Annotated in this window: 22 protein-coding genes; 9 read left to right on the top strand and 13 right to left on the bottom strand. The window is 68.7% G+C overall.

Annotation, left to right across the window (positions count from 1 at the left end; translation table 11 throughout):
• Nucleotides 1-12: 12 nt before the first annotated feature.
• Entirely contained in the window at nucleotides 13-768 is a 756-nt protein-coding gene (locus VF584_05490) for a class I SAM-dependent methyltransferase (protein ID HEX8209619.1), read from the bottom strand.
• Between the two features lie 81 nt (nucleotides 769-849).
• Entirely contained in the window at nucleotides 850-1,194 is a 345-nt protein-coding gene (locus VF584_05485; protein ID HEX8209618.1) for a cupin domain-containing protein, read from the bottom strand.
• Nucleotides 1,195-1,875: 681 nt separating this feature from the next.
• Here VF584_05485 and VF584_05480 point away from each other — a divergent pair.
• The 8 genes from VF584_05480 to VF584_05445 all read left to right on the top strand — a co-directional run bounded on the left by VF584_05480 (nucleotide 1,876) and on the right by VF584_05445 (nucleotide 9,300).
• Nucleotides 1,876-2,370, top strand: a complete 495-nt coding sequence (locus VF584_05480; GenBank protein HEX8209617.1) for a tetratricopeptide repeat protein — start codon at nucleotides 1,876-1,878, stop codon at nucleotides 2,368-2,370.
• 470 nt (nucleotides 2,371-2,840) lie between these two features.
• Nucleotides 2,841-3,338, top strand: a complete 498-nt coding sequence (locus VF584_05475; GenBank protein HEX8209616.1) for an Rrf2 family transcriptional regulator — start codon at nucleotides 2,841-2,843, stop codon at nucleotides 3,336-3,338.
• Nucleotides 3,339-3,412: 74 nt separating this feature from the next.
• Complete coding sequence (locus tag VF584_05470; GenBank protein HEX8209615.1) at nucleotides 3,413-3,796, top strand: carboxypeptidase-like regulatory domain-containing protein; 384 nt, start codon at nucleotides 3,413-3,415, stop codon at nucleotides 3,794-3,796.
• 132 nt (nucleotides 3,797-3,928) lie between these two features.
• The gene (locus tag VF584_05465) at nucleotides 3,929-5,020 is read left to right on the top strand and encodes an alkene reductase (protein HEX8209614.1); all 1,092 of its coding nucleotides are present in this window, start codon (nucleotides 3,929-3,931) and stop codon (nucleotides 5,018-5,020) included.
• A 91-nt stretch (nucleotides 5,021-5,111) separates the two neighbouring features.
• Entirely contained in the window at nucleotides 5,112-6,407 is a 1,296-nt protein-coding gene (locus tag VF584_05460; GenBank protein HEX8209613.1) for an MFS transporter, read from the top strand.
• Nucleotides 6,408-6,425: 18 nt separating this feature from the next.
• The gene (locus VF584_05455; protein ID HEX8209612.1) at nucleotides 6,426-8,273 is read left to right on the top strand and encodes an ABC transporter ATP-binding protein; all 1,848 of its coding nucleotides are present in this window, start codon (nucleotides 6,426-6,428) and stop codon (nucleotides 8,271-8,273) included.
• Nucleotides 8,274-8,654: 381 nt separating this feature from the next.
• Nucleotides 8,655-8,876, top strand: a complete 222-nt coding sequence (locus tag VF584_05450) for a type II toxin-antitoxin system HigB family toxin (GenBank protein ID HEX8209611.1) — start codon at nucleotides 8,655-8,657, stop codon at nucleotides 8,874-8,876.
• Between the two features lie 43 nt (nucleotides 8,877-8,919).
• Nucleotides 8,920-9,300 (top strand): helix-turn-helix domain-containing protein, encoded by a 381-nt coding sequence (locus VF584_05445; protein ID HEX8209610.1) that lies wholly within the window; start codon nucleotides 8,920-8,922, stop codon nucleotides 9,298-9,300.
• A gap of 135 nt (nucleotides 9,301-9,435) precedes the next feature.
• Here VF584_05445 and VF584_05440 read toward each other — a convergent pair whose 3' ends face one another.
• The 11 genes from VF584_05440 to VF584_05390 form a co-directional block, all read right to left on the bottom strand.
• Complete coding sequence (locus tag VF584_05440; protein ID HEX8209609.1) at nucleotides 9,436-9,942, bottom strand: hypothetical protein; 507 nt, start codon at nucleotides 9,940-9,942, stop codon at nucleotides 9,436-9,438.
• Between the two features lie 117 nt (nucleotides 9,943-10,059).
• Complete coding sequence (locus VF584_05435) at nucleotides 10,060-10,578, bottom strand: DinB family protein (protein HEX8209608.1); 519 nt, start codon at nucleotides 10,576-10,578, stop codon at nucleotides 10,060-10,062.
• A 307-nt stretch (nucleotides 10,579-10,885) separates the two neighbouring features.
• Nucleotides 10,886-11,419, bottom strand: a complete 534-nt coding sequence (locus VF584_05430) for an MOSC domain-containing protein (protein HEX8209607.1) — start codon at nucleotides 11,417-11,419, stop codon at nucleotides 10,886-10,888.
• A 27-nt stretch (nucleotides 11,420-11,446) separates the two neighbouring features.
• Complete coding sequence (locus VF584_05425) at nucleotides 11,447-11,923, bottom strand: DUF2059 domain-containing protein (protein ID HEX8209606.1); 477 nt, start codon at nucleotides 11,921-11,923, stop codon at nucleotides 11,447-11,449.
• A 69-nt stretch (nucleotides 11,924-11,992) separates the two neighbouring features.
• Nucleotides 11,993-12,322, bottom strand: coding sequence for a TfoX/Sxy family protein (locus tag VF584_05420; protein HEX8209605.1), 330 nt, complete (start codon nucleotides 12,320-12,322; stop codon nucleotides 11,993-11,995).
• 23 nt (nucleotides 12,323-12,345) lie between these two features.
• Nucleotides 12,346-12,840 (bottom strand): nuclear transport factor 2 family protein, encoded by a 495-nt coding sequence (locus VF584_05415; protein HEX8209604.1) that lies wholly within the window; start codon nucleotides 12,838-12,840, stop codon nucleotides 12,346-12,348.
• Between the two features lie 175 nt (nucleotides 12,841-13,015).
• Complete coding sequence (locus tag VF584_05410; protein ID HEX8209603.1) at nucleotides 13,016-15,217, bottom strand: penicillin acylase family protein; 2,202 nt, start codon at nucleotides 15,215-15,217, stop codon at nucleotides 13,016-13,018.
• A 95-nt stretch (nucleotides 15,218-15,312) separates the two neighbouring features.
• Nucleotides 15,313-15,774: a hypothetical protein gene (locus VF584_05405; GenBank protein HEX8209602.1), complete on the bottom strand. Its 462-nt coding sequence runs from the start codon at nucleotides 15,772-15,774 to the stop codon at nucleotides 15,313-15,315.
• Nucleotides 15,761-16,003 (bottom strand): ribbon-helix-helix protein, CopG family, encoded by a 243-nt coding sequence (locus tag VF584_05400; protein ID HEX8209601.1) that lies wholly within the window; start codon nucleotides 16,001-16,003, stop codon nucleotides 15,761-15,763. Before VF584_05400 ends, VF584_05405 begins: the two co-directional genes overlap by 14 nt.
• Entirely contained in the window at nucleotides 16,000-16,344 is a 345-nt protein-coding gene (locus VF584_05395) for a lysozyme inhibitor LprI family protein (protein ID HEX8209600.1), read from the bottom strand. The genes VF584_05400 and VF584_05395 overlap by 4 nt, the downstream gene beginning before the upstream one ends.
• Nucleotides 16,341-16,838 carry a hypothetical protein gene (locus VF584_05390; GenBank protein ID HEX8209599.1) on the bottom strand — a complete coding sequence of 166 codons (498 nt, stop codon included), beginning with the start codon at nucleotides 16,836-16,838 and terminating at the stop codon, nucleotides 16,341-16,343. The genes VF584_05395 and VF584_05390 overlap by 4 nt, the downstream gene beginning before the upstream one ends.
• Before the next feature lie 80 nt (nucleotides 16,839-16,918).
• Between VF584_05390 and VF584_05385 the strand changes: the two genes are divergently transcribed.
• Nucleotides 16,919-17,926, top strand: a complete 1,008-nt coding sequence (locus tag VF584_05385) for a transposase (GenBank protein HEX8209598.1) — start codon at nucleotides 16,919-16,921, stop codon at nucleotides 17,924-17,926.
• The last annotated feature ends 186 nt before the right edge of the window (nucleotides 17,927-18,112 follow it).

Below are 18,112 nucleotides of genomic sequence, written 5' to 3'. Positions count from 1 at the left end.
GGGCGTTGCGGCTCAGGGCGTGCGGTCGCCTCCTCGGTGCGCGATCACGAGCCGGTATCCCAGGTCCACCTCGGTCCGGCGCAGGAGGTCTCCGTGCCGGCGCTCCCACGTGCCATCCGCGAGATCGGCGCGCAGGCGGGCCAGCCCGGGCTCCACGTCGCCGATCATGGAGAAGAGGGAGATCGCGCCGCGGACGCCCGCGTCCAGGTAAGCGTGCGGCCGCCGCCAGTATGCCCCCAGAAACCCATCGACGCAGTCGTGCGGCACAATCAGCGGACGCACTTCCATCTCCCCCAGCACGCCCCCGATCTCCTCCATGGACGGGAGGATGCGGCGGTCTATCTCCCCGATCTCCGGAAAGTAGTCGTCCACGAGCCAGAAACCGGACGCGCCTGGTGACGCCGTGAGGATGACGATCCGGCGCCTCGCCACCCGGGCGAGCTCGGCGAGGCCGCGTACGCGATCGGGCCAGTGGTGCACCGTCAGGATCGCGAGCGCCGCGTCGAACGCGTCTTCCCGGAACGGCAGGTCCGTCGCGCTGGCCTGCACCACCGGAGCACTTCCCGCGCGGCGCTGCCGGATCATCTCGAGCGACGGTTCCACGGCGACGACGGCGCGATCAGTCGGCTCATACGATCCCGCGCCCGCACCTACGTTCACCATGCTCTCCGCGTCGCCCAGCGCGCCGAGTATGGCGTCGCCGATTCGAGGGTCCGGTCTGCGGTAGTGCGTGTAGCCGGGGCCGATCTCGTCGTAGAGCTGCGGCATCCTGTCACCTGTCCCGAGATGTGGCTGACGGCGCTGCAATCACCATCAGAGACTCGCCAGCGCCCGCGAAGGCGTCACGATTCATCCCCGCTCGGCGACGAACTCTTCGCGCGCCGGGCTGAAGACGTCGATCAGGACGCCGGCCTCGCGCGCAACGACTCCGTGCACCACGTCCGGCGCGATGATGAAGCTGTCGCCGGAGCGCAGGACACGGGATTCGTCGCCGATCTGGACCTCGAAGGCGCCCTCCGCCACGTAGCTGACCTGGCGGTGCGGATGGCTGTGGAGCGCGCCCGTCGCCCCGGCGGCGAAGCGGACGCGGACCATCATCAGCGTGGAATCGTAGGCGAGGACCTGCCGCTCCACTCCGGGTTCGGGGGATTCCCAGGCCAACCCGGTTGCGTCGATGAACGACTGAGACTGCATGCGTGGCGTTCCGTTGGTGTGAACGTCGGCTTTACGTTTTCGACGGGGTCACCCGGCGGGACGCATCGTAAGGTGTACACGCGCTCCGATCAACCAGAAATGCCAAGGGGCGGGGCGCGCTGGTGCGCAACACCGGGTGAATCCCGCCCCCGCGAGGGACCGGGGGCTGAATCCCGGGGGCTGAAGCCCCCGGCTGGAACTACGGGAAGACGGCTGAAGCCGTCTCGCGAGCCGCAGCCGGTGCGCGGAGACGAAGTTCGCGTGGTTACCGCGGCCTTCATCCGCGCGTGGAGCGACCTTCTGCCCGCGCCGGTTTTACCGACCCGGGCCAATCTCGCCCCCGAGTCCGCGCAGGCGGACTTTGTGCTTTTGTTGCAGCGAGTTCACTCGCCCGAGTTCCCCAGTGCCTTATCTCCCCCGCCCCCCTCACCCTCCCCGTAGCGTAATGGCGGGGTCAACGGAGGCGGCGCGGCGGACGGGGATCCAGGCGGCGGCGGTGGCGACGAGGATGACGCCGAACGCCGAGATGGCGGTGACCGACCTTTGTAACGATCAACTCAGTTGTGAGATGTCGGATTGTCACCACATCGCCAGTGGCACGGGGAACGCGGTCTCATGGCGCCGGGTACCCGTCCCTGCCGCGGAAAGCTCGCTGCCGACCTTGCTCTTGCTGGGAAGCTGATGAAGATCCGAACTCTGACGTTTGCGCTGCTCGTGACGGGGCTCCCCGCGTGTATGCCCCCGCCGCCGCCCCCCCCGCCGGCGCCTGTGCCGCTCCCAGCCGCGCCGCCGCCCAGCGCCGAGGAGGTGGAGCGCGCAGCGGAGGAGCAGGCCCGGCGCTCGTGGGAGCAGGCGACGACGCTAGGCCGGCAGGGCCGCTGGCGTGATGCGGAGGCGCTCCTTCGTACGGCGGTCCAGCAACGCCCCTCGAACCCCACGTATCACCTGGCGCTCTCCAACGCCCTCGTCCAGCAGTCGCGCGAGAGCGAAGCCGCGGACGCGCTCTGGGCCGGCATCCGCGCGCAGGAAGCGGTGCCGAGCCCCAACCACCGCGTCCTGGTGGTGGACTACGAGCGCCTGGTGGAGCTCCTCACGCGCGTGGGCCGCGCCAGCGAGGCGCAGCAGGCCCGCGCCCGCCAGGCCGAGCACCGCCGGCTGCGGGATGCGGCGCCGTGAGGGAGGGAGTGCGTTAGTGCGTCGGACGCCACCTTGTTTTTCTATGTCATCCTGAGGAAGCCGCCCGACGAACGCACGCAATGCCGGCAGGACTCCTGCGGCGACCGAAGGATCTAGCCGGCGAGGCAAGAGGCCCGCACGTCACGCGAGACCCTCGGAACGCGCAGTATATCCTTCGCTCCGCGCCAAAGGACGGCGCGAGGGCTGAGTCCGCGCGGCGCGTCGCTCAGGATGACAAAGGGTGGGGGATGTGCGCCCCCGCAAGCGTGAGTCCGCGCAGGCGGATTCTGCGTGGTTCCAGCGCCGGCTACATGCGCTCGTGATATATCTGATACTGATATAGCCTCTTTCGATATATCCTCTGCTGATGCATCTGCTCCTGGTACATTCCCTCCTGGTTTACCATCGCCATTGACTCGGCCCCTATTCGAAACTATTCTGGTTACAGTTCAACCGTTCCGAGGAGCTCGATGATCAGCAGCAGGGTGGCGGTGGCGGTGCACGTGCTGGCGTACCTGGCGTGGCGGAGCGACGGACCTTCGACATCCGAACGCATCGCTGCCAGCGTAAACACCAATCCGGTGGTGGTGCGGCGCATTGTGGGGGCGCTGCGCAACGCGGGGATGGTGTCCGTTCAGCCCGGGGTGGGCGGCGGCGCGGTGCTGGCCCGCCATCCGGACGAGATCACCCTGCTGGAAGTGTATCGGGCCGTGGAGGACGGGGGCGAACTCTTCTCCGTGCATGCGCAGCCGCCCTCGCGCGAGTGCAACGTGGGGGCGAACATCGTCGAGGTGCTGCAGGGCGTGTTCGTCCGCGCGCACTCGGCGATGGAGGAGGTGCTGGCGGGGGTCACCGTCGCGCAGATCGGGCGCGAGGTGATGGGGAAGGCGCGCGCGGCGGGGTGCTGCGGCGCGCCGGAGAAGTACCAGGATGCGGGGCGCGGCGCGGCGGAGGCCGGCGCCGTGTAGGATAAATTTCACCGCGGCGGCCGCGGACCGGCGGGTGCCGGGCGCGGCCGGGCGGGCGAGCGGAGGAGGACACCATGGCATGGTTCAGCCGGGTGGTACGAGGATCGCCGATTCTGCTGCTGCTGATAGGGATGCTGCTGGCGGCGGAGCAGGGCGCGGCGCAGGAGCCGGGAAGGCTGGTCGGGCGGATCACGGACGGCGCGGGGAACCCCGTGCGAGGCGCGACGCTGGTGCTGGTGTCGGATGCGGACAGCTCGCGCGTCAGCACTTCGTCGGGCGAGACGGGCGGGTTCGAGTTCGCCCGGGTGGCGGCGGGAACGTACACGCTGCGGGCCGAGCGCCCCGGCTTCGCCACGCGGACCACGCGGGTGACGGTGGAGCCCGGCGAACGCGAGACGGTGATCGCCCGGCTGCGGCCGGCGCGCACGGTGCCGAGGGCGGCGCTGCGGCAGCCGTAGCGGCGGGAACGCACGACGGCCGGGAGAGGCCCGGCCGCCGGGCCAAGTGCGCTGCAATCTGTAACTTGAATGGTTTCGAATTGGCACCCTGCGCACCGCCGGGAGCCTGTCCAATAGACGATGGGGGTGGTGATGAGCAGCACGCACGAGCGGAGCCTTTTCGAGCCGGTCCGGGTGGGACCGTACGAGCTGGCGAACCGCGTGGTGATGGCGCCGATGACGCGCAGCCGCGCCGGAGCCGGAGGCGTGCCCTCCGACCTCGCGCCGGACTACTACGCGCAGCGCGCCTCGGCCGGGCTGATCGTGACCGAGGGGGCGCAGGTGTCGCAGCAGGGGGCGGGGTACGTGAGCACGCCCGGCATCCACACCGCTGAGCAGGTGGCGGGGTGGCGCCGCGTGACCGAGGCGGTGCACGCGGCGGGCGGGCGCATCTTCCTCCAGCTCTGGCACGTGGGGCGGGTGTCGCACCCGTCGCTGCAGCCGGGCGGGAGCCAGCCGGTGGCGCCGTCGGCGCTGGGGATCGAGGGGAGCGTCTTCACCGCGGACGGACCGAAGCCCTTCGTGACCCCCCACGCGCTGGAGCGCGACGAGATCCGCGGCGTGGTGGAGCAGTTCGAGGACGGCGCGCGGCACGCGTACCGGGCGGGTTTCGACGGCGTGGAGCTGCACGGCGCCAACGGCTACCTGATCGACCAGTTCCTCCGCGACGGCGCCAACCGCCGCCGCGACGAGTACGGCGGGAGCGTGGCGAACCGGACGCGCTTCCTCCTCGAAGTCACCGAGGCGGTGACGGGGGTGTGGGGCGGCGACCGGGTGGGGGTGCGCATCTCGCCGGTGAGCGCGGGGAACGGGATGAGCGACAGCGATCCGCTGGCGATCTTTGCGTACGCCACGTACGCGCTCAACCGCTTCGGGCTGGCGTACCTGCACGTCACCGAGCCGGCGGCCGGGGCGGAGCCGCGCGTCACACCCACGCTGCGGGCCATCTTCCGCGGGGCGCTGATCGCCAACGGCGGCTACGGGCGCGAGACGGCCGATGCGGCCATCGCCCGCGGAGAGGCGGACCTGGTGGCGTTCGGCATCCCCTTCCTCGCCAACCCGGACCTGCCGCGCCGCCTGCGCGAGCGTGCGCCGCTGAACGCGCCCGACCGCGCCACCTTCTACACCGGCGGCGAGCGCGGCTACGTCGACTACCCGACGCTGGAGGCGGCCGGCGCGCGCTGAACGACGCGCACCCGGCGGGGTACGAGAACGGCGCGAATCACCGGGCCGCACGCCCGGTGATTCGCTTTACATACGTCCAGAGAGCTTTCTGTTGCCCGATACTGTACCCGCCGCGAACAGCCGGCGGAGCGAGTGGGTGCTGCTGGCGGTGCTGACCGCCGTCCAGTTCTGCCACATCCTCGATTTCGTGATCATCATGCCGCTGGGGCCGCAGCTCATGCGCTCCTTTGGCATCGGGGCGAGCCAGTTTGCGCTGCTCGTCTCCGCGTACACCTTCAGCGCCGCCATCACGGGGCTGTTCGCGGCGTCGGTGATGGACCGCTTCGACCGCAAGCGGATGCTGCTGGTGCTGCTTGCTGGGTTCGCCGTGGGGACGCTGCTCTGCGGGCTGGCGGGGAGCTTCGCGCTGTTGATGGCGGCGCGGGTGGCGGCCGGCGCGTGCGGCGGGGTGCTGGCCGGCGTCGTCTTCGCCATCATCGGCGACCAGATCCCGCCCGAGCGGCGGGGGCGCGCCACCGGGGTGGTGATGGCCGGGTTCAGCGCCGCGTCGGTGCTCGGGCTGCCGCTGGGGCTCTCGGTGGCGGAGCGGCAGGGGTGGCAGGCGCCCTTCGTGCTGCTGGCGGCGCTCACGGCGGGGGTGGTGCTCGCGGGCGCCCTGGCGCTCCCCCCCATGCGCAGGCACCTTTCCGCGCCGCGGGGAAAATCGCCGATGCGCGACCTGTGGGCGGTGGCGCGCGAGCCGTCGCACCTGCGCGCCCTGGGGTTCACGACGGCGCTGATGTTCGCCGCATTCACGGTGGTCCCCTTCCTCAGCCCGTACCTGACCTTCAACGCCGGGGTCGCGGAGTCGCGGCTGGACCTGATCTACCTGGCCGGCGGGCTGGCGACGCTCTTCACCGGGCCCGCCATGGGGTGGCTGGCCGACCGCTTCGGCCACGCGCGGGTGTTCAAGATTACGGCGGTGGTGAGCATCGTCCCCATCGTGGCCGTCACCAACCTGCCGCCCGTCGGGCTGCCGCTGGTGCTCACCGCCACCACGTTGATGATGGTGCTGGGATCCGGGCGGATGATCGCGGCCACGGCACTGGTGACCGGTGTGGTGCTGCCGGCGCGGCGCGGGAGCTTCATGAGCCTCAATGCCGCCGTGCAGCAGGGCGCCGCGGGGATCGCCGCCTTCGTGGGGGGGCTGATGATCGGCCGCGCGCCGGACGGCCGGATGCTGGGATACGCGCGAGTGGGCGCGCTGGCCATCGCCGCCAACCTGCTCACGCTTTGGCTCGTCCGCCGTCTCCGCGAGGTGAAGCCGGAGCGCGCTACGATGCTGGAAGCCGGCGCGCCCCCGCTCGCGGCACCGCTGGAGGCGCCGCGCACCGCGGCCGCCGACTGAACTCAAGGAGATTGCGCTTTGTCCAACGGCTCGGAAAAGAAGAAGAACAAGGTCACCGCCGAGGCGTGGGCCGAGGCGCGCGCGCTGGTCTGGCAGCACCGCGGCAAGCTGAGCATCGGGATGGTGCTGATGCTCATCTCGCGCGTGGCCGGGCTGGTGCCGGCGGCCGCATCCAAGTTCCTGATCGACGACGTGGTCGGAAAGGGGCGCGCCCAGCTCCTGATGCCGCTCGCCATCGGCGTGGCCGGGGCGACGCTGATCCAGGCGCTGACCTCGTTCTCCCTTTCGCAGGTCATCAGCGTCACGGCGCAGCGGGCCATCAACGACATGCGCCGCCGCGTGATGAACAAGGTCACCCGCCTGCCGGTCGGCTACTTCGACTCCACGCAATCCGGCGTGCTGGTAACGCGCATCATGACCGACGCGGAGGGGATCCGGAACCTGGTGGGTACCGGCATCATCCAGCTGGTGGGCGGCATCGTGACGGCGCTCGCGGCGCTGGTGTGGCTCTTCTACCTCAACTGGCTGCTGACGGCCATCATCCTCGTCATCCTGCTGGTGTTCGGCGGCGCGATGGCGCGCACCTTTACCAGCCTGCGCCCCGTCTTCCGCGAGCGTAACGAGATCAACGCGCGCATCACGGGGCGCCTTACCGAGACGCTGGGCGGCATCCGCGTGGTGAAGGCGTACGGCACCGAGAAGCGCGAGCAGCGGGTGTTCGCGCGCGGCGTCAACCAGCTCTTCCGCAACATCGCAAAGAGCATCACCGGGGTGTCGGTCGTCAGCTCGGCGGCCACGGTGGTGATCGGGCTCGTGTCGGTGGCGATGATCGTGGTGGGCGGGCGTGCCATCCTCGACGGCAGCATGACGCTGGGCGACCTCTTTTCGTACACCGTCCTCACGGGGCTGCTGGCGGCGCCCGTCTTCCAGATCGCCTCCATCGGCACGCAGATCAGCGAGGCGTTCGCGGGGCTGGACCGCATCCGCGAGATCATGAAGATGCGCACCGAGGACGAGGAGGACGAGGAGCGCGGCTCCATCGGCCGCATCCACGGCGACATCGAGCTGCGCGACGTGTGGTTCGAGTACAACCCCGGGCAGCCGGTGCTCAAGGGGGTCACGGTGGACGCCCCGGCCGGGAGCACGACGGCGCTGGTGGGCTCCAGCGGCTCGGGAAAGAGCACGCTGGTGAGCCTGGTGATGGCCTTCAACCGCCCCTCGCGGGGGATGCTCCTGGTGGATGGGCGCGACCTGAACGACATCCGCCTGGGCGACTACCGCGCGCAGCTGGGCGTGGTGCTGCAGGAGAACTTCCTCTTCGACGGCACGGTGGCGGACAACATCCGCTTCAGCCGCCCCGACGCCACGCGAGACGAGATCGAGGAGGTGGCGCGCATCGCCAACGCGGACGAGTTCATCCGTGGCTTTCCGCAGGGGTACGACACGGTCGTGGGCGAGCGCGGAATCAAGCTCTCGGGCGGGCAGCGGCAGCGGATCGCCATCGCGCGCGCCATCCTGGCCGACCCGCGCATCCTGATCCTGGACGAGGCCACCTCGGCGCTGGACAGCGAGAGCGAGGCGCTGATCCAGGAGGGGCTGTGGCGGCTGCGGCAGGGGCGCACCTCGTTCGTGATCGCGCACCGCCTCTCCACCATCCGCAGCGCGGACCAGATCCTGGTGCTGGAGGCCGGCGAGGTGGTGGAGCGCGGCACGCACACCGAGCTGATGGCGCTGGGCGGCCGCTACCGCGACCTGCACGACCGGCAGTACGCGTGGGAGTCGGACCGCTTCGTGAACCCCGGCGAGGACTTTACGCCCGAGCCGGAGCTGCCCAAGGCCAAGGTGCGCGCGGCGGCGGCGAGCTGAGGAAAAGAGCCTCACACAGAGACACAGAGAGGCACTGCAAGAGGGAACGGAAAAGGGTGGTGCTGTTCCTCTGTGGCTTTTCGTGCAGCGGGGTGAAACTGCAACTGCATGGCTCACGCGGAGGCGCAGCGACGCAGAAAGAGAACTGCAACGGCGGGGCTCACACAGAGACACGGAGCCACAGAGAAAGCAGGGAAGACGGATGCAACGCGAGAATTGGCGTGGCCCTTGACGTGGACATGTCAGCTGTTACCATTATGGTAACGACAGCCCCCCCTGATCCACGGAACCGGAGTCCCTCACCGGGGAGGGAGCATTCGCATCATTACCGAGAGCAGGCTGACGGCGTTCTGGAAAGAGCACCCCCACGCCGAAAAGCCGATGAAGCTGTGGCGGCGCACAATGAGGGCGAAGCAGTACCAGACGCCGCACGAGGTCAGAGCCGATTTTCCCGCGGCGGATTTCTTGAGGAACGGAGTGACGGTCTTCGACGTCGGGGGGAACAAGTACCGGCTGGTGGTCACGATGAGGTACGACTTGCAACGGGTCTACATCCGCCACGTACTCACGCACGACGAGTACGACAGGTTGGGTAGCCTCTGATTACGACGGCTCTCACGCGGCTGTGGACTTCAATGGAGCATAGATGAAAACCGTCATCGACATGCCGGCCCCGCGCCTTCTGCGCACCGAGGAGGAATATGGTGCCGCTGTTGCAGAGATCGACCGGCTCCTGGACCTGGATCCACGTCCCTATAGCGAGGAGTACGACCGGCTGGAGATGCTGTCGCTCCTGGTGGAGGACTACGACTCGCGAAACCACCCGATCGATGATTCCGACCTGACGCCGCAGGACGCGGTCGACTTCATGCTCGACCAGAAAGGAATGAGCCGCGCGGATCTCGCGGAGATCATGGGCGGGCGGAGCCGGGTGTCCGACTTCTTCAACGGCAAGCGTGATCTCTCCAAGGGGCAGATCGCAGCGCTTCGGGACAAGCTGGGCATTCCCGCCGATCTGCTGCTCTAACACGAGTGAAGAGTTGTGCTGTTTCTCTGTGTCTTTCTCTTCCCCTCCGTGTTCTCTGTGTGAGATAGCGGTCGCCTGAAGACGCACGATAGAAAGGAGGCGCGGAGAGATGATCTCTCCGCGCCTCCTTTGTGCTCAAAACTTCTTGCGCCCGCCGCCTCCGCCGCCGCGGCCGGGGCCTTTGGACGGACCCCGCGCCGGGCCCTTGAAGGGCGGCTTGCCGGGACCGCGGCGCGGCTTCGCGTCGCGCGGGGCCTCGTCTTCGTCGCGGTCGCGGGAGCGGGGTGGGGCGCCGCGGGTGCCGCCGCGCGGGCCGCCACCGGTGCGGCCGGCCGAGCCGCCGCGCGTGCCGTAGCCGGGGCCTGATCGCTCCGACGGGCCGGAGCGCTCGCGCGGGGCCGTGCTCGGGCGGGCGCGAGGGGCGGGGCGGTCCTCCTCGGAGCGCTCCATCCCCTGGGCGATGCGCTGGAGCTGGCGGGCCTGGCTCAACAGCGCGCGGCCCTGCTCTTCCAGCGCGTCCGCCATCTCCAGCAGATCCTCGGAGCGCGAGCCGCGGGCGCGGGCCGGCGCGTTGAAGCCTCCCTCTTCACCGTCGTTATCGGCAGCGCGGCCGGGAGGGCCGCGGCGCGTCGGTTGTCTCATGTGTCCTCACGTGTGGGTGTGACGCGGATGCGGAACCGGTCCGCTTCCGCTGCACGATGCGCACCCGCCGCACGGGCGGTGCCGCGCACAAGGTAACGCCCCGCGCGCGCCGCCGCTTCAGGACCAGGGTTCGTCGGCCGAGGGGCCGTAGATGGAGGGGACCGGCACGTCCAGCAGGCGCAGGTACACGCTGAGCTGCCCGCGGTGGTGCACCATGTGGCTCACGACCATCCCGCGCAGCATGCCGATGCGCGGCTGCGTGAACACGACCCGCTCGCCGTTGCGAAGGGTCCAGGGCTCGCGCAGCGACAGGTCGTCCGCACCCTCCAGCAGCGCGGTAAAGGCGGCCGCCGTCTCGTCGAAGCGGCGCAGGATGTCGTCGCGCGTCGTGGCGAGCGGGTTGGGCGGCAGCGGGGCGGCCACGTCGAACTCCTGGCCCTCCAGCACCGCCGTCCCGTAGAACGGAATCGTGGCGATGTGCGTGGCGAGCCCGCCCAGCGACATCGACTTCGCGTGCGGCTTCCAATCGAAGTGCTCTTCCGGGATGCGCTCCAGCACGCGGCGCGTGGTGGCGATCTCGGTTTCCAGGTCGCCCAGGGCGATCTTGCGCAGCGGGGGGCGGGTGGCTTCCGTCATGGTCGGGTTCGGTGGGGGTGTGGAAAGGGAAAGGCGGCCCCGGGGGACCGCCCTTTCACATGCAGCGACAGAGCGCCGGGCTCAGCCGCAGCACTTCTCCTTGCAGCAGTCGCAGCTCTCGCAGCACTCGGTGCAGTCGCAGTCCGGACAGTCGCACTTGACGTTCATGGGGCCCTCACGGTGGATGGAACTGAATCCGCTCGCATGGACGGTAAGCGAGTACGGGCTCCGGGTCAAGGCAACGGCACGCCTCACACAGAGACACGGAGGGAAATGGCAAGAGAACGGAGAGCTCGTGCCGTCCTGTTCAGACGGGCACGAGGGGGTGGTGGGGCTCGGGAGGGAGCTCCACGCGGATGCCGTCGCCCGCGCGCACCTCGCCGCCCGCGAGGACGACGCCCATGATGCCCGCCCTGCGCACCAGATTCCCCTCGGCGTCGCGGCCGAGGACGGCGGACATCAGGCCGGGCTGGAAGCGGTCGAGCTGATGGCACGGGTTGCGAAGGCCGGTGACTTCCACGACGGCCTCGCCGCCCAGGTGCAGCCGCGTGCCCACGGGAAGGGCCAGCAGGTCGACGCCGCGCGTGGTCACGTTCTCACCCATCTCGCCCGGCTGCACGGTGAAGCCGGCCGCCCGCAGCTCGTCGTGCAGCTCGGCGTGGATCAGGTGAAGCTGGCGCAGGTTGGGCTGCGTGGGGTCGCGGGCCACGCGCGAGAGGTGCTGTACGGTGGCGCCCTGGTGCGCGTCGCCCTCCACCCCCAATCCGGCCAGGAGGCGGATGCGCTCCTGGTTCGGCTTGCCGAAGGAATGCTCGGGGCCGCGGCTTACCGCGGTGACCATCCCGTCGCGCACCGCCGGTCCGGGGTCTCAGGGCGTGGTGCGCTTGCTGTCCACCTGCTGAAGGCGGGCGATGAGGTCGGCCTGCTTCCTCTCGGCCAGGCGCCGGCCCAGGTCGGCGCCACGCACGGCCATCACGGGCTGCATGGCGGCAACCCGCTGCCCCAGCGGCGTCCGGTAGAAGGCGGTCAGCGCACGGAGGTCTTCTTCGCTGAACGCTCCGGCGTAGAGCGCCGCGAAGGCGTTGATCGCCTCCTCGCTGGAGAAGATGTCACGTGCCCAGCCGAGCATGGCCTCGCGGTAGCGGCCCATCTCCGGGTTCGTGCGGATCTGCTCGCCGAACATGGCCTCCACGCCCGCCATGGAGAGCTTCTGGATCTGGATCTCCTGCAGAAGCTCCCGCGCCACCGCCAGGTGCGAGGGCGTGAAGCTGCGTGCCGTGTCCTGCGCGGCCGCGGGAGTGGCGAGCGCGAGGGCGAAGCCGAGTGCGAATACGATGCGGCGCATGAAGTCTCCTGGTCCTTCCCGGGCGCGCGCCCGGTCGTTGGGGTTCCGTGGCGGGTGCCGGTACCGCCGTTATCGCGAGGCCGTCTTTACGAAGTGGTGGGCTTCCCTCGCGAGCGCCACCCAGTCCACGTCCTCCGCCGTAACGGAGATCCACTCCTTCATCCGCCGGCCGTGCCCAGGGTCGAAGCGCTCGCCCTGGCCGGCATCCACCATCTCGTCCACGCGCGTTCGCGGCAGCTTGGCCACCAGCCGGCCCCTCGCCACCATCGCAAAGATCTTCCCGTTCACCTTGAGGCCGAACGCGGACATCATCGTCCCCGACGTTACCTCTGTATCCTCGGTGAAGGCGTCCACCACCGGGATGAACCTCGGATCGGCCTCCCCGGCGGCCTTCTTCATCGCGGAGCGGCTGGCTGTGCGGATCAGGGCGCGGGGCGTGCGCCCGGGATGCGCGGGCACTCGCGGCGGCGCGTGTCGATGATCTGGATGATCTGCCACCCCCTGTCCTTCGTGCGGAAGAGCTGCAGCGCGTTCACCCCGCAGTGGCTGAACCGCTCGCCGATGTAGAAGGCGTAGTCCATCCAGGCGGTGGCCAGGCCGCCGTCCGTGCGGATCTCGAGGTTGGAGACGCGCTCGTCCCACACCTCCGTGTGCGGCGTGCCGACGGCGCGCAGGAACGCCTCGATGCTGTCCGTGCGCAGCACCGGCTCGCCCTGGCGCACCGCCGTCGTCTGCAGCCGCGCCTGCGGATGGAAGACGGCGTGCACCGCCGCGCTGTCCGCGGCCCGCATCCCGTTGAAGAGCCGCTCGACCACCGCCTTAACTTCCTGCTCCGGCGTGGCGGTCTGCGCGGCGATGGAACCAGCGCCCGCCGCCGTGGCGAGCAGTACGGCGACGAACAACCGGATGGGACGCATGGGAGATTGCCTCGGGGGGAGAGCAGGCGGAAGGCTTCGCGGAGTATAATCGGTGATGGGCGATCCGCAAAAGGGCCGCTTCACACACAGGCACAGAGGGGCACGACGGGAACACCGGGAAAGGCTTTCTCCGTGCCTTCGAAGTTCCCTCCGTGCCCTCTGTGTGATGCGCCGTTCACCGCCCCGGCCGGTACTCCCGCTCGGTGTGCCCGCGAAGCTGCCCGGGGTAGAAGTACACCTCGCGCAGGTTGCCGGTGGCGTAGCGCTCCGCCTGGTCGTTGAAGTGCGGCGAGCGCGGGTCGCCGCTCTGCCCGCCCGCGGTGACGGCGCGCGCCCGCACGCTGTCGCCGAACTCGACGACGGCGACGAAGCTGTTGCCGCTGGTGCCGTAGTAGCGCTTCGTCCCCGGGTAGCGGCGCGCGCCAAAGGAGGCGAGCGAGCCCCACTGCGCGGACGTAAAGGGCACCGCGATGCTGGGCCCCGCATCGGTGAACGGCTGCACGATGGCGCCGGTCAGGCGCTGGAAGCGGTTGATCTCGCCCCAAGGCGTGCGCCAGCCGCCGAAGTCCTGCTGCAGCCGGTCGGAGGCGGTGGCGAGCGCCTGGAGCTTCTGATCGGCGGTGGCGCGCGTGGCGATGTAGTCGTACACGTTCATCCCCGCGCGTCGCGCGTCCGCGCCCACACGGCCCCACATCTCCTCGCCCCAGAACACCGCCAGCGAGGTGGGCACCGACGCCGCCGACCAGCGGAAGTCCCACCCGCGCAGCACCCCGATCTGCTCGGCCAGGCGCGCCTTGAGCGGATCGGACGCGGGGGTGCGGTCGTACGCCTGCAGCAGCGTGGGGATCAGCCGCGCGAACGCCGTCAGGTACGGATCGTACGCCGCCGCGCGCAGCGACTCGATGGTGAAGTCCTTTTTGTTCTCCAGCACCATGATGGCGTGGATGCCGCGCGGGTTCTCGCCGGCCACGTCCATGTAGCGCGGAAAGTTCTCGCGCCTGGGGCTGTACGGCCCCGCCGCCGAGTACGGCCAGTTGTTGGTGTTCTGGATCCAGCCGTTGGGCGGGTTCAGCAGGTGCGGCGCCTCGGCCAGCGTGTGCAGCCCCTTCCAATCGGTCGCCGGATCGCTGCCGTCCACGGGCTTCGTGTAGTCGAAGCGGTCGTCGCGCCGCGGGATGAAGTGCGGGTGGCTGTACGCGATGTTCCCCTCCGCGTCGGCGAAGATCGTGTTGTTGGACGAGTTCGCCTTCATCTGCTCCGCCACGCGCTGGAACTCCGCGTAGCTGCGCGCCCTGGTGCGCAGAAACGACTGGCTGAGTGCCTCCACCGGCCTCTGCATCAGCGCGATGCTCACCCACTTCCCGTCCGCCTCGCGCACCACGGGCCCGTGGTGCGTCTTGTAGACGGTGAACTTCCTGCTCGCCATCCCGGCCGGCGTGCGGTACGGGATGGTGATGGTGTCAGCGATGACGGGCCGCTCCTGGGCGCCGTAGCGGTAGAAGTGGCGCCCGTTCCGCTCCACGATCGTCTCCAGGAACTCGTCCACCACGTCCACGCCGCTCGAGGTGTGCATCCACCCGGCGCGCTCGTTGAAGCCCTGGTACACGAAGAACTGCCCCCACGTCACCGCGCCGTACGTGTTCAGCCCCTCGTCGCTCGCCATCTGCAGCTCGGCGCGAAAGAAGAACGAGGTGTGCGGGTTGATCAGGAGGAGCGCGCGCCGGTTGAGCGTGTTCTGCGGCGCGATGGCGATGCCGTTGGACCCGCGCGGCTCCTTGAAGCCGTCGTCGTGCCGCACCGCCACCGCGCGCCGCCCGTAGAACGCCTCCAGATCGCGCAGCGACACCCGCTCGATGTCGCCGCCGATGCTCCCCTCGCTGAACGAGAGCGCCATCCACGGCTCGAAGCGGCGGATGACGCGCGGCGTGACCTGCGGGTGCGTGTGGAGGTAGAAGTTGAGCCCGTCGGCCCAGGCGTCCATCAGCGAGCGGAGCCACGCCGGGCTGGCCGCGTACTGGGCGCGCAGCGTGTCGGGGTCGATGAACAGCTTCATGCGCAGGTCCTGCCAGATCGCGGCCTCACCCTCGGCCTCGGCCAGGCGCCCCATCGCGTTGATGAAGTTGGTCTCCACGCGGTTGAAATCGTCCTCCGCCTGCGCGTACACCATCCCGAACACCGCGTCCGCGTCCGTCCTGCCGCGGATGTGCGGGATCCCCCAGTCGTCCCGCGTGATGGTGACGTTCTGCGCCCTCTGCTCCCACCGCGCCACCTCCCCCCCCGCCACCGCGACGTTCCCCGTGGTCTGCGGCATCTGCGGCGCGCACGCGCCCAGGAGGAGCGCGAGCGCCCCGAGAGTGTAGCGGCTGGTGCGGATCATGGGCGGTGCATCCTGAATAGGTGCCTTGGGTGGATGCCCCAAGCTCGGGTGCCCGCACCCTCGCCGCAAGCCGCTGAAGCAACAGTTGCCGTTCATCAGCCGCGCCGATCAATCGACGTAACGACGCGCTCAAACCGATACGGGTCGAGGAGATGCTGGTTCTTCTTCGAAAGATTGAGTCCCCACTCAGGCATGCTCTTCTTCCCTTCATAATCGCGACTAACGAGTAGCGCGTTCGGCGACACCCAAGCAGTCATGGGAATCAGGTAGATTCCTGGCTCCTGCTCCGGTTGTAGGATCACCAATGCGACGAGCCGATTCGGTGCGATGGAGAACTTGGCTTTCGGGATAAAGGCGTAGTTGTAGCCCCGAATCGATTTTACCTGGACCTCGTAGAACTGACCGGCCTGATTCCGGACTACGAAGTCGACCCCGCGGTCGTCGACCTCCGACGTGAAAACCTCGAATCCGAAGAGAGTGAACTCCATCTTCACGAAATATTCAGCATACCTGCCTACTTGCAGCGGCGTGAGCCTCGACCAGTCATAGCGGTGCATTCACTTCCTCGGTAGGAGGATCTACGAAGACGTCCTCGTCAGTGTAAATGCCTCGAGCAGCGGCGTACGGCATCAGCTCCTGCCGCAGAGTCCGGAACCGGCGGACGAAAAAGTGCTCACGCAGTGCCGCACGGATCAGCTTACTACGCGAAACGCCTTCGGCATCCGCGAGTCGGTCGACTTCGGCTCTGAGCTCACTGGGCAAGCTGATCGAGATGGTTCGCATCATCCGTTCTCCGCGCGCAGCGAGGCGGTGCGGGCTTCGGTGAGCTCCGCCAGGCAGCGCAGGCGCACGACCTGGTACTCGCGCCGGCCCGCCGACCTGGAGCTGCGGAAGTCGCACTCGGCTTCGCGGAAGCGCTCCCAGAGCTGCTCGGCGGCGCGGAACTTTCCGCGCGGGTCCGGCTCCAGGCGCGCGGCGGTCTCGCGGAACACGCGCTGCTGCTCCGCGTGCGCCCGGCGATAGCGGTCAACCGCGCACTGGTACATCGCGGCAAAGGTCTGCGCATCGCACCGCGGCTCCTGCGCGCCTAGCGTGAGGGCCAGCGCGAGCATCGAAATGCCGGTCATGATCCGTCTCCAAATCGGTCGCGGATTCGTCGCGCGCCGTATCCACCCCGCTGGATGCAAGATTCACAGGCGCAGGGCGCTTTCCCGTGCGCGCCGGGGAAGTACCGCCATCCCACCAGCTGCGAAAGGCGCCGAACGCGGTGGATCTCGCCGGGCGCGATACCGCGCGGGATGATCACCTCGTAGCCAAGCGCCGCGTCCGCCTCGAAGAGGATCGCGGCGGCCTCGCCGGCCGGCATACGCTCGTGCCTCTGGTTGTAGTGCCCCACGTAGACGAGCTGGTCGTTGGGAACGCGGAAGTACACGCCCCAGAACGTGCGGTCGCCACGCCGCTTCAGCTCGCGCAGCCACTGGTGCGAGACGAAGAAGTTGGGCGTGGTGGGCATCGCGTACACGCCGTCGGGCACCTTCCAGCACGTAGGCCCCGCCCTGATCCCGGCGCGCAGGATGCGGTCTACCAGGCGCTCGGGGGTGAGGTGAACGAAAGTCGCCATCGTCGGAGTACAAGAAGGGGAAACTGCGCCTCACACAGATAGGAGTTACGCAGTTGGTTGTAAGCAGGTAGCTTACAGTTATGAACGCACCGAAAGTGATTGACAGCGACTACATTCAGTTTCTAATCGCGAGCCAACGCGTCGTGAGCGGCACGGAAGCCGCCCGCGTGCAGCCCGAGAGAGACACGCAAGCACCAGCGCACGACGCATTTACGCGCCTGCTGCACCGGCTGGAGCCCAATCCCGAGCTGCTGTGGGACGAGGCGCGCAGTCAGGTGCAGCGGAAGCGGGGCGTGCTGGTGCTCGATGACACCACGCTGGACAAGCCGTATGCCCTGCGTATGGATCTGGTACGGCGCCACTGGTCGGGCAAGCACGGGCGGATCGTCGACGGGATCAATCTGCTTACCCTGCTCTGGACGGACGGCGAGCGCTACATCCCGGTCGACTACCGCATCTACGACAAAGAGAACGACGGCAAAACGAACAATGAGCACTTCCGCGACATGCTGGAGGTCGCCTACACGCGTGGTTTCGAGCCTGAGTGCGTGCTCTTCGACACCTGGTACTCGGCGCTCGACAACCTGAAGGTGGTGCGTGCCTACGGGTGGAAGTGGGTCACCCGGCTGAGGTACGATCGCAACGTCAACCCGGATGGAACCGGGAATCGGCAGGTCGCCCAGTGCTCGATCCCTTCCGAGGGCGCGAGGGCGCACCTGAGGGGCTATGGCTTCATTCGCGTCTTTCGGATCGATTCCAAGAACGGGAACGCGAAGGAGGCGGACTACTGGGCCACGAGCGAGGAGACGATGCCGGAGCCGGAGCGGAAGCGCTATGCCGGCCTCGCGTGGTCGATCGAGCAGTACCATCGCGGACTCAAGCAATTCTGCGGGGTCGAGCGCGCGCAGGTTCGCTCTGCCCGAGCGCAGCGCAACCACATCGGACTCTCCATCCGCGCCTTTCTACGCTTGGAGAGGAACCGCATCCGCACCCAAATGAGCTGGTTCGAGGCAAAGTTAAGCATCACGCGCGACGCCGTCCGTGCCTACCTCGCCAACCCCCAGTTCACTTTGACAGCAACTGCGTAAGTCCTAACAGAGACACAGAGGACACTACGAGAACAGCATGAGGGGTGTACTGCTTCAGCGGTTCCCGAACAAATCGCCTGCTCGTGAGAGTTACACCTTCGCCGGTGATCACGCCGCTGCTTTGATCGGCTCCTTCCGGCGCCGCTCTCGTTCGCGGCGGCCCTGCTCAAGCTTCTCCCTCCGCTC

This window comes from Longimicrobium sp. (assembly GCA_036389135.1).
Lineage (GTDB): Bacteria > Gemmatimonadota > Gemmatimonadetes > Longimicrobiales > Longimicrobiaceae > Longimicrobium.
This window is presented reverse-complemented; position numbering and strand designations above follow the sequence as displayed.